The following is a 14,926-nucleotide window of genomic DNA, read 5'->3' on the forward strand; positions in this document are numbered from 1 at the left end:
AAGGACCTTTGGACCCATGACCGATCTTCACCCCGTGCGCCGCGCGTTGCTTTCCGTATCCGACAAGACCGGCCTGATCGAGCTGGGCAAGGCCCTGGCCGAACGTGGGGTCGAACTGCTGTCGACCGGAGGCACGGCAAAGGCGCTGCGGGATGCGGGGCTTGAGGTGAAGGATGTCAGCGAGGTGACCGGCTTTCCCGAGATGATGGATGGCCGGGTCAAAACCCTGCATCCGATGGTGCACGGTGGACTGTTGGCGCTGCGCGACAATGACTCTCATGTGGCCGCGATGACCGAGCACGGGATCGGCGCGATCGACCTGTTGGTGGTGAACCTCTACCCGTTCGAGGCGACCGTGGCCAATGGTGCCGATTACGACACCTGCATCGAGAACATCGATATCGGCGGCCCGGCCATGATCCGTGCAGCCTCGAAAAACCATGCCTTTGTAAACGTGGTGGTGGATGTTCAGGACTACGATGCGCTGCTGGCCGAACTTGAGGCCAATGGCGGTCAGACCTCCTATGCATTCCGTCAAAATCTGGCGCAGACGGCTTATGCCCGCACGGCAGCCTATGACGCGGCTGTATCGAACTGGATGGCCGACGCACTGGCCGCTGAGGCCCCGCGCCGTCGCGCCTTCGCCGGTGAGTTGAAACAAACCCTGCGCTATGGCGAGAACAGCCATCAGGCGGCGGCGTTCTACACCGACGGGTCAGGCCGCCCCGGGGTTGCCACCGCTGTGCAGCATCAGGGCAAGGAACTGAGCTACAACAACATCAACGACACCGATGCGGCGTTCGAATTGGTGGCCGAGTTCGACCCTGCAGACGGTGCCGCCTGCGCCATCATCAAACACGCCAACCCCTGCGGTGTCGCCAAAGGCCCAACGCTGCTTGAGGCCTACAAGGCCGCGTTTGACTGTGACCGCACCTCGGCCTTCGGCGGGATCGTGGCGCTGAACCAACCCTTGGACGCCGAAACCGCGCAGGAAATCACCGGGATCTTCACCGAGGTCGTGATTGCTCCGGGTGCATCGGACGAGGCCAAGGCGATCTTTGCGGCCAAGAAGAACTTGCGCCTTTTGACGACCGAAGGGCTACCCGATGTGACCGCAAGCGGCAAAACCGTGCGTCAGGTGGCCGGAGGTTTGCTTGTTCAGGACAAGGACAACGGCTTTGTTGATCTCGATGACCTCAAGGTGGTCACTAAAAAGGCTCCTTCTGATCAGCAGATGCTCGACCTACTGTTTGCGTGGAAGGTGGCGAAACACGTCAAATCCAACGCCATCGTCTACGTCAAGGACGGCGCGACCGTGGGCGTGGGCGCGGGCCAGATGAGCCGGGTGGACTCGGCGCTTATTGCTGCCAAGAAAGCCGAGCGCATGGCCGACGCGTTGGGCCTGGCCCAGCCGTTGACCATCGGTTCGGCCGTGGCATCGGACGCGTTTTTCCCCTTCCCGGACGGGTTGATGGAGGCGGCCGAGGCTGGCGCGACCTGCGTGATTCAACCCGGTGGTTCCATGCGCGATGACGAGGTGATTGCAGCCGCCGATGAGGCGGGGCTTGCCATGGTCTTCACCGGCATGCGCCATTTCCGTCACTGATGCGCGCGCGACTGATCCTGTGGGCCGCGTTGGCCGCGTTCCTGATCGACCAGATCAGCAAATATCTGGTCGTTCATGTCATGCGTGTGGCTGAAGGAAACATCGACGTCCTACCGCCCCTTCTGGTGTTCAAATACGGCGAGAATCGCGGCATCAATTTTGGCCTGTTCCAAGGCAACAGCGAGGCCGCGCGTTGGGTTCTGATCGGCATTTCCCTGGCAATCTCGATCGGTGTTCTGATCTGGCTTTTGCGCGGCGCACCGAAAAAGATCATGCTCATCTGCGGCGGGCTCTTGATCGGCGGGGCGTTGGGCAACGTCCTCGACCGTCTGATTTATGGCTATGTGCTGGATTTTCTGAACATGTCCTGCTGTGGCATTCAAAACCCCTATGTCTTTAATCTGGCCGACGTGTTCATTTTCGCCGGAGCCATCGGTCTGGTGCTGTTCGAGGGCAAAAAGCCCTCGTGACGCGCCGTGCGATATGCGATAAAAGCGCCTGAAACAGGCTGGAGTCTCTGATGCGGATGCCGCGTTCCATTGTTGTTTTGACGGCGACCCTTGCGATTGCGGGGTGTTCCGATATCGGTTTGCGCCATCTGCGCGCGCCGGGTCCGGGACCGGACGAGTTTTCGGTCCTGCCGGTCAAACCTTTGACGCAGCCGCAAGATCTAGCCGTTTTGCCCGCTCCGACGCCGGGCGGGGCGAACCTGACCGACCCGAACCCGAAAGCCGATGCTGTGGCCGCATTGGGCGGCAACCCGGCAGCTCTGAACCCAAATGGGGCCATTCCGTCAACCGATGCGGCGCTGGTCACGGCGTCCAGCCGGTACGGTGTGGCACCTGACACGCGTCAGGTTCTGGCCCAGGAAGATGCCGAGTTCCGCAAACGTCAGGGCCGTTGGACTCGCCTGCGCCTGTTCAATGTGGACCGGTATGAACAGGTCTATCGTCGCGAGGCACTGGATGCCAACGCTCAGAACGAAGCCGCGCGGCGCGCAGGGATCGAAACGCCCTCGGCCCCGCCGATCAATGAATAATCCTTAACTTTTCGTCATCGGCCTTGAACCCGCGCGGCGCCACCGTAGTTTGAAACATGAAACGAAACGGAGGATGCCCCATGGTTCGGGCTCTGGCCTTGTGTGCCGCCTTGATTACCGCTGCCCCGCTTGCCGCCAAAGAAGGGCACGAGGCGGTTACGACCTTTACTTTGGACAACGGCATGGATGTGGTCGTGATCGAAGACCACCGCGCTCCGGTCGTACAACACATGGTCTGGTATCGCGCCGGGTCGGCGGATGAGCCGATCGGATCGTCGGGCGTGGCGCATTTTCTGGAACACCTGTTGTTCAAGGGCACCGACACGCTGGCACCGGGCGAATTTTCCGCCACGGTCGCGGCCAATGGCGGGAATGACAACGCCTTTACGTCCTACGACTACACCGCTTATTTCCAGCGTGTCGCGGCGGATCGTCTGGAACTGATGATGCGGATGGAGGCGGACAGGATGCGCAACATCCGCCTGACCGAAGAGGACATCGTGACCGAACGCGATGTGATCCTTGAGGAACGCAACCAACGTACTGAGAACAACCCGCGCGCCCTGTTTGGCGAGCAGATGAATGCCGCGCAGTATTTGAACCATCGATATGGCGTGCCCATCATCGGCTGGCGGCATGAAATGGAGACGCTGGATATGGAGGACGCGTTGTCCTTCTATCAGACCCATTACGCGCCCAATAACGCCATTCTGGTGGTGACCGGTGATGTGGACCCGGATAAGGTCAAATCGCTGGCCGAGACGTATTATGGCGTCATACCCGCCAATCCCGATTTACCCGAGCGCGTCCGCTCGCAAGAGCCGCCGCAAACCGCCGAGCGTCGCCTGACCTACAAAGACCCGCGCGTGTCTCAACCTTACGTTCAGCGCAGCTATCTGGCACCGGAACGCGACGCGGGTGCGCAGGAAAAAGCTGCGGCCTTGTTTCTGTTGGCTGAGTTGCTGGGGGGCGGCACGACCTCATATCTGAATGAAAAATTGCAGTTTGAAGAACAGAAGGCTGTTTATACTGGCGCGTTCTATCGCGGTGTTTCATTGGATGATACCACCTTTGATCTGCTGATCGTTCCCGCGCAGGGTGTGTCGCTGCAGGAGGCTGAAGACGCGATGGATCAAACCGTGGCTGACTTCATTGCTGAAGGTGTGAACGAAGAAGATCTGGACCGCATCAAGATGCAACTGCGCGCCTCGCAAACCTATGCCCGCGACAATGTCGACGGGATCGGCAACCGCTATGGTCGTGCCCTGACCAGCGGTCTGACGGTCGAAGACGTGCAGGCCTGGCCCGACATTCTGCAGGCCGTGACCGGGGATGAGATCATCGCCGCTGCACGCGAGGTATTGCAACCCGAGACATCAGTGACCGGCTGGTTGATGCGCGACGACGAGGTGACGCAATGAACAAGCTGTTCGCAACCCTGATCGCCTTTGTCATCGCTCTGCCCGCCTGGGCCGAGATCGAGATTGAAGAAGTCACCTCGCCCGGTGGCATCACCGCCTGGCTGGTCGAAGATCATTCGATCCCCTTTGCGGCGCTGGAGTTGCGCTTTCGCGGTGGAACCTCATTGGATGAGCCCGGCAAGCGTGGCGCAATCTACCTGATGAGCGGTCTGATCGAAGAAGGCGCAGGCGATATGGATGCCCGCACCTATGCGCGAGAGTTGGAGGCACTTGCGGCCTCGTTTCGATACAAGGCGACGGATGATACCGTGTCGATCTCGGCGCAGTTTCTGACCGAGAATCGCGATCAGGTGATCGACCTGTTGCGGACCACCATCCACGAGCCCCGCTTTGACACCGACGCGGTTGAGCGTGTGAAGGCGCAAATCCTGTCGGGGCTGCGGTCTGACCAGACCGATCCGAATGACATTGCGGGCAAGGAATTTGCCCGAATGGCCTATGGCGACCACCCCTATGCGACCGAAGGCAAGGGCACGATCGAAAGTGTCTCGGCGCTGAACCGTGACGATGTCGTAACCGCCTATCAGAACGTCTTTGCCAAAGACCGGCTTTATGTCGGGGCGGTGGGCGACATCACTGCCCAAGAGCTTGGAGCGTTATTGGACCAGTTGCTGCTTGATCTGCCCGAAACCGGAAAGCCTATCCCTGGGCGCGCAGAGGTCACCATCCCCGGCGGCGTCAGCGTGGTCGAGTTTGACACCCCTCAATCCGTGGCCCTGTTTGGTCATGAGGGTATCGACCGTGACGATCCAGATTTCTTTGCGGCATTTCTTCTGAACCACATTCTGGGCGGCGGCGGGTTCGAAAGCCGTCTGATGCAGGAGGTGCGCGAAAAGCGGGGCCTGACCTATGGGGTGGGAACCTATCTTGTGCCCAAAGACCTTGCCTCGGTCTATCTGGGATCGGTTTCATCGGCCAATGACCGCATCGCCGAAGCGGTTGAGGTCATTCGTGACGAGTGGGCCCGCGCGGCGTCTGACGGTGTGACCCAAAAGGAACTGGACGATGCGAAAACCTATCTGACCGGCGCTTATCCGTTGCGGTTTGATGGCAACAGCCAGATCGCGGGGATCATGGTCGGCATGCAGATGGAGGACCTTCCCATCGACTACATCGCGACGCGCAACGACAAGGTGAACGCCGTGACGCTCGACGACGTGAACCGCGTTGCCAGCGAGTTGCTTGATCCCGAGGGGCTGCATTTCACTGTCGTCGGTAAACCGGTCGGCCTGGAGACGACGAACTGAACTCAGGTTTCGACCTCAACCGTCAGCAGGCAATGATCGGACAAATCCCGAAGGAACGCCTCGCGCGCGTCTTCGGGTTTGTCGACCCAACCTGACACCTGCACGGTGTAGTCGTCTCCGGCCGCGTTTGTGCCCAGATCGGTGAATGTCATCAGATCACTCGCCATCGCGTGGTCCAGGTCTGAGGTGAAGTTCCGCCCCATCTTCTTCCATGTCACATCGTGGCTTTTGGTCAAAAGCTTCATGTTGTTCTTGGTGGCAAAATCTGACAGGGCGTCAATTTCCTTGTCCCCCGGCACGATCCTGTCGGCAATGCGCCGGGTCGGGAATTGCAGGCCCATCGTGTTCAGATCACCGATGACCAACAGACGCTCGCGCTTGTTTCCGACCTTTCTGTCCAACGATCTCCGCAGCTTCCAGACCTTGTCGAACATCTCGTACCGGTTGCCGAAATCGCGCGCCTCGGTACCGCTGTCGGTATGCAGAAATAGGATGTTGTACCAACTGCCGCCTGTTTTGAAGGACAGCAGCGCGCCGGGGCGCAGGTAGGGGTTGGAAAGGTTGAACTGACGCTTCTGCGAAAAGGTGACCTGATCCATCTGTCCGCGCCGCCAGCCCACAAGGATTTCCTTTGACGCCTTGCCGCTGCCGTCATGGCCTTCGGTAAAGCCGAAATCATAGTCCGGGAATTCTGAATCGATGAGGTCCAGAATATCCAGCGTTTCCATTTCTAGAATGCCAAAGATGTCCGGCGATTGTGCCCGGATTTGTTCGGCAACCGAGCGTACGCGTTTCTTCAACGCAGCGGCGGATTTGGGTTTCTTGCCAAATTCCTTGACGTTCCAACAGGTGACACGAATAGCCATGGGCGCATTCCTTCAATCTACTTTTCAGTGAATGCGAATAGGATGCGGCATCATGTGGCGTTTTTCAACGGCTAGGTCGGATTGGCCTTGGCTTGATCGCGCAGCATCCGGCCCATCATTTGGCCAAATTTGCCTGAGCCACGCTGATATAGCGCGCCGTCCACGGACAGGACCGTTCCGCTGATATAGCTGGCCAGGTCCGAGCTAAGGAAAAGGCAGGCATTCGCCACATCTTGCACGGTCCCCCAGCGTCCAATCGGGACGTCGGCCCGCAATTTCTCGGCTGCATCAGGTGTCGGAGCGAGGCGCCTTGCCCCTTCGGTGTCTTCGATGAAGCCGGGCACAACTGAATTCACCCGAATGCCCTCGATCCCCCATTCCATTGACAGGGTGCGGGTGATTTGGTCCACGCCTGCCTTGGCCGCGCAGACATGGGCCTGACCTTCGTAGGGCAGAAACGCCTGCGGGGCCGAGATGTTGATGATGCTCGCGCCGGGTCGCTTCAGGAATGCATAGGCCCCCTTCAGCACGTGAACGGTGCCCATCAGGTCGATATCCACCACTGTCTTGAAGGCGTTGACCGACATCTCGGACATCAGCGCCGGGAAGTTACCGGCGGCGCCCGAGACGAGAATGTCGAAGTCGCCATATGCGTCGTGGAACTGTTTCAGCCCTGCCGCAACGGCCTCGGGGTCGCGCACATCGAATGATGCGCCCATGGCGTCTGCCGCGCCTGCCGATTTGAGCGCTGTAACAGTGTCATCGACCTTGTCTTGCGATCGGCTGGCCACGGCCACTTTGGCCCCAGCTGCTGCAAAGGCCTCGGCAATCCCGCGATTTATACCGCTGGTGCCGCCAATGACGATGGCGGTCTTGTCTGCAAAGTCCATGTGGGCCTCCCTTTGGACGGGAGCCCTACTCGCCGTAGGGCACCCAGATGTTTTTGACCTCTGTCGCAGCTTGCAGGAACCGGCGCGTGTGGTCCACGCTCCAATCCGTCGTCGTCGCATTGTTGACCCAGGTCCGTTTGATATTTCCGGCCGAAGCGTTCTCAATCTCAGCCGACAGATCGGTGGACGAAAATGACCAGACCGCATCCACGTTCAGATGCGACGCCAGCGGTTTCGCCAGTTCTGCGTGGCTACCGGTCAGGATGTTGACCACACCGGCGGGCACGTCCGAGGTTTCGAGGATTTGATAGAAATCCGTCGCGGCCAGCGGATAGGGTTCAGATGAGGCCAGAACCACGCGGTTGCCCATCGCAATTGCCGGAGCCATGGCCGAGACCAGACCCAGCAGGGGTGCCTCATCGGCGCAAAGCGCACCGATCACACCCACGGGTTCCTTCATCGCAATCGCCACGCCGCGGATCGGGACGCCGTGCACCTGACCGTCGTACTTATCGGCCCAGGCCGCAGCCGTGAACAGGCGCTGGATCGAAGTTTCGACCTCGGCAGCGCCGCTCTTGCCGCCGGTCATGGCGTCAATTCTTGCTGCGAATTCGTCGGCACGTGCCGAGAGGTTCTCGCCAATGTAATACAGAATCTGAGCCCGTAGATGACCGGTGGTCTTGGACCAGCCCTTGGCCCCGGCTGCAGCCTCAACCGCGTTGCGCACGTCCTTGCGGTTCGCCAGCCCCACATGGCCCAGCAGACCGGACTTGCCCCATGCCGGTTTCGAGTAGCCACTGTCGGGCCGTGCCTGTTTGCCGCCGATATACATCTTGGCGGTGCGGTCGATGGGATCGACCGGAGCCCCCTCACCTGTCGCGGCCTCAACTTTGGCCAGCTGCTTGGGTTTGCCTTTGGGCTTGGTATAGGCTGTCAGCCCCTCCCATCCGCCTTCACGGCCAAAGCCGCTTTCGCGCACGCCGCCGAACCCGGCGGCCGCGTCGAACAGGTTGGTGGCGTTGACCCAGACCACACCCGCAACCAGCTTGGGCGCGATATCCAGGGCGAGGTTCACATTCTCGGTCCACACGGTCGCAGCCAGCCCGTAACGGGTGTTGTTGGCCAACTCGACCGCCTCGGCCGGGGTGCGGAAGGTCGAGGACACCAGAACCGGGCCAAAGATTTCCTCTTGCATCAGAGGGTCCGAGGTCTCCAGTCCCGAGATCAGCGTCGGCGGGTAGTAACAGCCGTTTTCGGGCATCTCACAGGCTGCCTGATAGATGTCGCCTGCGGTATTGCTGTCGACCATACCCTTGATCGTTTGCAACTGAATCGGGTCCACTACAGCACCCACGTCGATGCATTTGTCCAGCGGATCGCCGATGCGCAGGGTGTCCATCCGGGCGCGCAGTTTCGCGTAAAACCGCTCGGCAATCCCCTCCTGCACCAACAGGCGTGAACCGGCACAGCAAACCTGACCCTGATTGAACCAGATCGCATCGACCAGCCCTTCGATGGCTGAATCGATATCGGCGTCGTCAAAGACGATATAGGCGGACTTGCCGCCCAGCTCTAACGTCAGCTCCTTGCCAGACCCTGCGGTCGCTTCGCGGATACGCCGCCCCACGGCGGTTGAGCCGGTAAAGGCGATCTTATCTACGTCCGCGTTCACGATCATCCCACCCACCGCGCCGTCGCCGGTGACGATGTTGACCACGCCTTTGGGCAACCCGGCCTGCGTGCAGATGTCGGCAAACAGCAGCGCGGTCAGCGAGGTATATTCGGCCGGTTTCAAAACCACCGTATTCCCCATCGCCAGCGCAGGCGCGATTTTCCACGCCAGCATCAGCAGTGGGAAGTTCCATGGAATGATCTGCCCGCAAACGCCCAAGGCCTGCGCATTGGGCAGTTCGCTTTCCATCAGCTGCGCCATGCCCGCGTGGTAATAGAAGTGCCGCTGGGCCAGAGGGATGTCGATATCGCGCGATTCACGGATAGGCTTGCCATTGTCCATGCTCTCCAGCACAGCAAACAGACGGGAGTGCTTCTGCAACAGCCGCGCGATTGCGTAAAGGTGCCGCGCACGACCCGCACCACCCAGTTTCTCCCATTTGGGCTGTGCCTTGCGGGCCGCGCCTACAGCGGCATCCACATCGGCCTGTTTGGCCTGGGTCAGCTTGGCCAGCACTTCACCGGTCGCCGGGTTGCGGCTGTCAAAGCCTTTGCCAGGTTTGGTAAAGGCCCCATCGATATAGTGGCCGAACTTATCACCCTGATCGACCAGCCAGGCCAGCGCCTCGGCAGCACTTTCGGGGGCGGGGCCGTATTCCATGGTCTCGAAGATTTCTTTAACGCTCATTGTTCTTTCCTTCTCCCGGGGCTTCGCCCGTTCGGCACTGAAATCGCTCTACCAGAGCGATTTCCGGGCGTGCCTCACCCCATAGAATGCCTGTACCCAGCCGAGTAGGCCCCGGTCACAAAGTGTTCCAACTGCCGCTCGATGTCGCCCAGCAGCGAGGACGCGCCAAAGCGGAACAGGTCGGGCTCCAACCAGCGGTCGCCCAATTCATCCTTGATCAGCGACAGGTAGACCAGGGCGTCCTTGGCTTTGGAAATCCCGCCCGCAGGCTTGTAGCCAACGCGATACCCGGTGCGGTCATAATAGTCGCGGATCGCGCGGATCATGACCAGCGAGACCGGCAGCGTCGCGTTGACGCTTTCCTTACCCGTCGAGGTCTTGATGAAATCCGCCCCCGCCATCATGCACACCAGCGAGGCGCGGGCGACATTACGCAGGCTGCCCAGCTCTCCGGTGGCGAGGATGGCTTTGACATGGGCGTCACCACAGGCGACGCGAAAAGCTTTCATCTCGTCGTACAAAGCCTGCCAGTCGCCCGACAGCACATGGCGGCGCGAGATGACGATGTCGATCTCTTCGGCCCCAGCTTTCACGCTCTCTTCGATCTCGGCCACGCGCAGATGGAAAGGCGACAATCCCGCTGGAAAGCCTGTGGAGACGGCAGCCACCGGAATGCCGGTGCCCTTCAACGCTGTAACCGCTGTTTCGATCATGTCGTGATACACACAGACCGCGCCGGTGGTGATCGGCGGCATGTCCATCGCCCGCAGCACCGCTGGCGCGACCGGCTGACGGGCTTTGGCACACAGGCGTCGCACGCGACCCACCGTGTCGTCACCCGACAATGTGGTCAGGTCGATCATCGTTATTGCTTTCAAAAGCCACGCGGCCTGATAGTCTTTCTTGACTGATCGCCGACCGGGTAGGGTGGCCGCGCGGCGTTCAATGGCCGAGGTGTTGGCCTGTACGGCGCGTACCCAGTCCAGATCCAGATCAGTCCCGGGATTCCTGGGTTCGGTCACTTGCGGCAGATGCGCGGTGCGCACGGGGCTTTCTGAGCTCTGCGTTTCCATCTTCACATCCTTTGGGAGGTCTGCGCCAAAATCGCATGGGTTGCAGGCAAATGGAAGGCAAACTGACTGCTGAACTCAATTTTTTTGACCAATTGGACAAAATTGGCGAGTTATTGCGAGTGACTCGCAAAAGCATTGACTAAGTTGCGAATGGTTCGCATATTCATTCTGGGGAAGACACCTGATCGGGGCCATATATGATTCGTCGCAGCTTTCTTGCAGCACTCACTTTAATCGTGGCATTACCGCTGGCCGCCTGGGCCGATGCGCCTTTGAAAGTGGTCGCTACGACGGGCATGATCGCGGATGCGGTGCGTCAGGTGGGCGGAGATCAGGTCGAGGTCAAAGGACTGATGGGCCCCGGCGTCGATCCACATGCCTATCGCCAGACCCGCAGCGATATCGTGGCCATGACCCGCGCCGATCTTGTTCTGTGGCACGGGTTGTATCTCGAAGCGCAAATGGAAGGGTTTTTCCACGACCTCGCCCGTAAGCGCAACGTCGTGGCAGTCGCAGAGGGTATCGACAAGTCCAAACTGCGCGCCCATGACGACTATGCCGATAAATACGATCCGCATGTCTGGATGAACCCGGCCTTGTGGCGCGATGTGGTGATCGAAGTGCAGCAGGCTCTGACCGACGCGCGCCCCGAAGCGGCGGATGTTTTCGCCAACAATGCACAGGCGCATCTTGCCGAGATCGACCAACTGGAAGCCTATGGCAATCGACTGCTGGCGGCTGTGCCCGAAAACAACCGCGTTCTGGTAACGGCGCATGACGCATTTGGCTATTTCGGCGCTGAATACGGCTATGCCGTTCAAGGTATTCAGGGCATCTCAACCCAGTCCGAGGCCGGCCTGAACCGGATCGGTGAATTGGTGGATACACTGGTCGATCGGCAACTGACGGCGGTCTTCGTGGAAAGCTCGGTCTCGGACCGATCGATGCGTGCGTTGATCGAAGGAGCGGCAGCAAAAGGGCATCAGGTATCTGTAGGCGGTGAGCTATTTTCGGACGCGATGGGTGAGCCTGGAACCTATGAGGGCACCTATATTGGCATGCTGGACCACAATATCACGGTAATCGCGAACGCGCTGGGCGCGGATGTCCCCACCGGGGGCATGAACGGACAACTGTCGGCAGGATTCTGATATGACACTGGAATTGGCCGCAGATCAGGGTTTGTCCGTCCAAAAAGATGGGATGAAAGACAGCCCGTTGTCCATTCGCGGTCTGACTGTTTCATACGGCCAGAAACCTGCAGTGTTCTCAGTAGATATGACAGTGCAGCCCGGTGCGATGACGGCCATCATAGGCCCCAATGGGGCGGGCAAGTCGACCTTGTTGAAAGCAGCCTTGGGGATTGTGACCCCGCTTTCGGGTCAGGTGAGCGTTTTCGGTCAACCGCTGGATCAACAGCGTGCCAGAATTGCCTATGTGCCGCAGCGGGCCAGTGTCGATTGGGATTTCCCGACGCTGGTGATCGACGTGGTGCTTATGGGCTTGTCGCGAGAGCTTAGCCTGCTGGGTCGGGTGCGGGCGCGGCACAAGGCCCGTGCGATGGAGTGTCTCAACCGCGTAGGCATGCACGATTTCGCAAACCGTCAGATTGGTCAACTTTCCGGTGGTCAGCAGCAGCGGGTATTTCTGGCACGCGCTTTGGCGCAGAATGCAGATTTGTATCTGTTGGATGAGCCCTTTGCCGGGGTGGACGCGGCGACGGAAAAGGCAATCATCGCCGTTCTCAAATCCCTGAAAAACGAAGGCAAAACGGTTGTCGTTGTCCATCATGACCTGGCCACCGTCACGGACTATTTCGATCATGTCTTCCTGATCAATACCCGCAAAGTGGCCGAAGGTTCGGTAGCCGAGGCCTTTACCCCCGAGACCCTTCAAGCTGCATATGGGGGCCGTCTAGCCACGGCTCAGATCGACCAGATTGCGGGCACCGCGGGATAGACAGCCCATGCTTTGGAACGCGCTTACCCTGCAGCTTGGCTATAACGCCACGCTGGTTGCAATCGGAGCGACATTGCTGGGTGTCTCTGCTGGCATCACCGGCACATTCTTGTTCTTGCGCAAACGGGCATTGGTCAGCGACGCGATCAGTCACGCAACTCTGCCGGGCGTGTGTGTGGCGTTCATGGTGATGGTGGCGTTTGGCGGGGATGGGCGGTCGCTGATCGGGCTTTTGGCAGGTTCTGCCCTGTCTGCTTGGTTGGGTCTAATCTGCATGAACTGGCTGACGCGTCGCACGCGACTTGCCGAAGACGCGGCCATTGGGGCGGTGCTTTCGGTGTTCTTCGGGTTTGGTATCGTGTTGTTGACCGTCATTCAGACTATGGGCGTCGGGCGTCAGGCGGGGCTCGAAGGATTCTTGCTGGGCTCGACCGCAGGAATGCTTTGGGCTGATGCGATGATCATCGCGCTGGGCGGTGCGGTAACACTTTGTCTGGTCGTTGTCTTGCGTCGACCGATGACGCTGGTGGCGTTTGATCCCGAATACGCCGCCGCGCGCGGGCTTACGGTACACCGCATCGATTTGGCAATGATGGCTTTGGTCATGGCGGTCACGGTCGTTGGTCTGAAGATCGTCGGCTTGATCCTGATCGTCGCGCTGCTGATCATACCCGCCGTCACGGCGCGCTTCTGGACTGAACGATCCGAGCGTGTGGTGCTTCTGGCCGGAGTGGCCGGAGGTCTCGCAGGCTACATCGGCGCGGCGCTTTCGGCAGTGGCACCCAACCTGCCAACAGGCCCGATCATCGTGTTGGTCAGCTTTGCCTTCTTTGTCCTTTCGCTGTTTCTGGCTCCGGCACGTGGGGTTCTGGCCGCAGTGCTGCGGCATCTGAGTTTCCAGCGTCGCGTTCATATTCGGCAGGGGCTATTGGCTTTGGCACAGGACCAAAAGATCTATGAACCGCTGACATTGCGCTTGCTGCGAAAGGCGGGTTTGGCGCGCGCCGACGGGGTTGCGACCGACATCGGCAAAGCCCGCGCGGCCAAGGCTCTGCGCGACGAAAAACGATGGGAGGTCGTCCGCGCCGACCAGACGCATGAGGCCGCCGCTGCGCTGTATGACGGTCTGCGGGACATCGAAACCGTTCTGACACGTGATCAGATCACCGAAATTGACCGCCGCATCGGCGGACCGCAGGGGGTCCCGGCATGAGCGGTGAAGAATTCGTCCCCCTGTCCCTCACACCTCTGCTGATCGGCACGTTCGCATCGGTCGCCTGCGCGCTGCCGGGCAACTTTCTGGTGCTGCGCAAGCAGGCTTTGATCGGTGATGCGATCAGCCATGTGGTGCTCCCGGGAATTGTCGTCGCATTCTTGCTGACCGGAGCTATTGCGACCTGGCCGATGATGCTGGGTGCTGCGGGTGCTGCCTTGGTGGCCGTGGCGTTGATCGAGGCCATTCGCCGTTTGGGCCGGATCGAACCCGGAGCCGCAATGGGCGTGGTCTTTACCACCATGTTCGCAGCCGGTGTTCTGTTGCTGGAGCAGACCGATACCTCGACCGTGCATCTGGACGTGGAACACGCGCTCTACGGCAATCTGGAAAGTTTGATTTGGCTGGATGCGATAGGATGGTCGTCGCTTTGGGATATCGAAGCGCTCGCTGGTTTGCCGCCGGAACTACCGCGCATCACCGTGACTTTGATCCTGGTGACCGCATTCACCTGGTTGTTCTGGAGACCGCTCAAAATCTCGACCTTTGACGAAGGGTTCGCGCGAACGGTCGGCATTCGCACCGGGATGTTGGGTCTTGCCTTGGTGATCATCGCTGCGATTGCCGCTGTGGCCGCTTTTGATGCGGTGGGCTCGATCATTGTTATTGCGATGTTCATCTGCCCGCCCGCAGCGGCCCGAATGATGACCAATCGGTTGGAAAAGCAAATCGCCTGGAGCGTTGTCTTTGCCGTGGCCTCTGCGGTTTTGGGATACGTCCTTGCGGGGTATGGACCACTATGGCTTGGCGGTTCGGATGCCGTCAGCGCGGCGGGGATGATCGCGACGATTTCGGGAGTGACTCTGGCAATCACAACAGTTTTCGGACCCTGTCGCACGCGTTCGGGCGCGCCGATTTCGACCTGATTGGCATGTTCATGCCAATGGCCGCCCCGCGACTTCGGCCAAACCCCGCCGGTGGAAACAATGTCCAAATCTTAACATGATTTATTCCGGCTCTCATGTTATCGAATGTTCAATTGTTAACCGAATAACCACCACTCACTTAGGTTGGTCCGGCCTGTTGACACTCGATGCGTTTACCCCCTTGCGGCGCGGGTCAACTGGTCGGACTACTTTTTTCGTGACATGTAAATTCATCCCAAACCGGTGGCAGAATCGTACATGACCATG

Annotated in this window: 13 protein-coding genes; 9 read left to right on the forward strand and 4 right to left on the reverse strand. The window is 59.7% G+C overall.

Annotated features, from left to right (window positions below; genetic code table 11):
* The first annotated feature begins 16 nt into the window (after positions 1-16).
* The 5 genes from purH to ACR0CR_RS10455 all read left to right on the forward strand — a co-directional run bounded on the left by purH (position 17) and on the right by ACR0CR_RS10455 (position 5,373).
* Positions 17-1,606 carry a bifunctional phosphoribosylaminoimidazolecarboxamide formyltransferase/IMP cyclohydrolase gene (purH, locus tag ACR0CR_RS10435; RefSeq protein ID WP_480598722.1) on the forward strand — a complete coding sequence of 530 codons (1,590 nt, stop codon included), beginning with the start codon at positions 17-19 and terminating at the stop codon, positions 1,604-1,606.
* Positions 1,606-2,076, forward strand: coding sequence for a signal peptidase II (lspA, locus tag ACR0CR_RS10440; RefSeq protein ID WP_170656486.1), 471 nt, complete (start codon positions 1,606-1,608; stop codon positions 2,074-2,076). Before purH ends, lspA begins: the two co-directional genes overlap by 1 nt.
* A gap of 50 nt (positions 2,077-2,126) precedes the next feature.
* Positions 2,127-2,645 (forward strand): DUF3035 domain-containing protein, encoded by a 519-nt coding sequence (locus ACR0CR_RS10445; RefSeq protein ID WP_480598724.1) that lies wholly within the window; start codon positions 2,127-2,129, stop codon positions 2,643-2,645.
* Positions 2,646-2,725: 80 nt separating this feature from the next.
* Positions 2,726-4,066: a M16 family metallopeptidase gene (locus ACR0CR_RS10450; RefSeq protein WP_480598726.1), complete on the forward strand. Its 1,341-nt coding sequence runs from the start codon at positions 2,726-2,728 to the stop codon at positions 4,064-4,066.
* Positions 4,063-5,373: a M16 family metallopeptidase gene (locus ACR0CR_RS10455; RefSeq protein ID WP_480598728.1), complete on the forward strand. Its 1,311-nt coding sequence runs from the start codon at positions 4,063-4,065 to the stop codon at positions 5,371-5,373. The genes ACR0CR_RS10450 and ACR0CR_RS10455 overlap by 4 nt, the downstream gene beginning before the upstream one ends.
* A gap of 2 nt (positions 5,374-5,375) precedes the next feature.
* Here the strand turns inward: ACR0CR_RS10455 and ACR0CR_RS10460 are convergent, their stop codons facing one another.
* The 4 genes from ACR0CR_RS10460 to deoC all read right to left on the reverse strand — a co-directional run bounded on the left by ACR0CR_RS10460 (position 5,376) and on the right by deoC (position 10,561).
* Entirely contained in the window at positions 5,376-6,239 is an 864-nt protein-coding gene (locus tag ACR0CR_RS10460; protein WP_480598730.1) for an endonuclease/exonuclease/phosphatase family protein, read from the reverse strand.
* A 71-nt stretch (positions 6,240-6,310) separates the two neighbouring features.
* The gene (locus ACR0CR_RS10465; RefSeq protein ID WP_480598731.1) at positions 6,311-7,129 is read right to left on the reverse strand and encodes an SDR family oxidoreductase; all 819 of its coding nucleotides are present in this window, start codon (positions 7,127-7,129) and stop codon (positions 6,311-6,313) included.
* 25 nt (positions 7,130-7,154) lie between these two features.
* Positions 7,155-9,488 (reverse strand): aldehyde dehydrogenase family protein, encoded by a 2,334-nt coding sequence (locus ACR0CR_RS10470; RefSeq protein ID WP_480598733.1) that lies wholly within the window; start codon positions 9,486-9,488, stop codon positions 7,155-7,157.
* 74 nt (positions 9,489-9,562) lie between these two features.
* Positions 9,563-10,561 (reverse strand): deoxyribose-phosphate aldolase, encoded by a 999-nt coding sequence (deoC, locus tag ACR0CR_RS10475; RefSeq protein WP_480598734.1) that lies wholly within the window; start codon positions 10,559-10,561, stop codon positions 9,563-9,565.
* 197 nt (positions 10,562-10,758) lie between these two features.
* On the opposite strand from deoC, the gene ACR0CR_RS10480 reads away from it, so the two are divergent.
* The 4 genes from ACR0CR_RS10480 to ACR0CR_RS10495 are packed head-to-tail and all read left to right on the forward strand — an operon-like array spanning position 10,759 to position 14,659.
* Positions 10,759-11,712 carry a metal ABC transporter solute-binding protein, Zn/Mn family gene (locus tag ACR0CR_RS10480; protein WP_480598736.1) on the forward strand — a complete coding sequence of 318 codons (954 nt, stop codon included), beginning with the start codon at positions 10,759-10,761 and terminating at the stop codon, positions 11,710-11,712.
* Between the two features lies 1 nt (position 11,713).
* Positions 11,714-12,520, forward strand: coding sequence for a metal ABC transporter ATP-binding protein (locus tag ACR0CR_RS10485; RefSeq protein WP_480598738.1), 807 nt, complete (start codon positions 11,714-11,716; stop codon positions 12,518-12,520).
* A 7-nt stretch (positions 12,521-12,527) separates the two neighbouring features.
* Positions 12,528-13,733 carry a metal ABC transporter permease gene (locus ACR0CR_RS10490; protein ID WP_480598739.1) on the forward strand — a complete coding sequence of 402 codons (1,206 nt, stop codon included), beginning with the start codon at positions 12,528-12,530 and terminating at the stop codon, positions 13,731-13,733.
* Positions 13,730-14,659 carry a metal ABC transporter permease gene (locus ACR0CR_RS10495; RefSeq protein WP_480598743.1) on the forward strand — a complete coding sequence of 310 codons (930 nt, stop codon included), beginning with the start codon at positions 13,730-13,732 and terminating at the stop codon, positions 14,657-14,659. Before ACR0CR_RS10490 ends, ACR0CR_RS10495 begins: the two co-directional genes overlap by 4 nt.
* Positions 14,660-14,926 lie beyond the last annotated feature (267 nt).

Source organism: Ruegeria sp. AM2 (assembly GCF_056540685.1).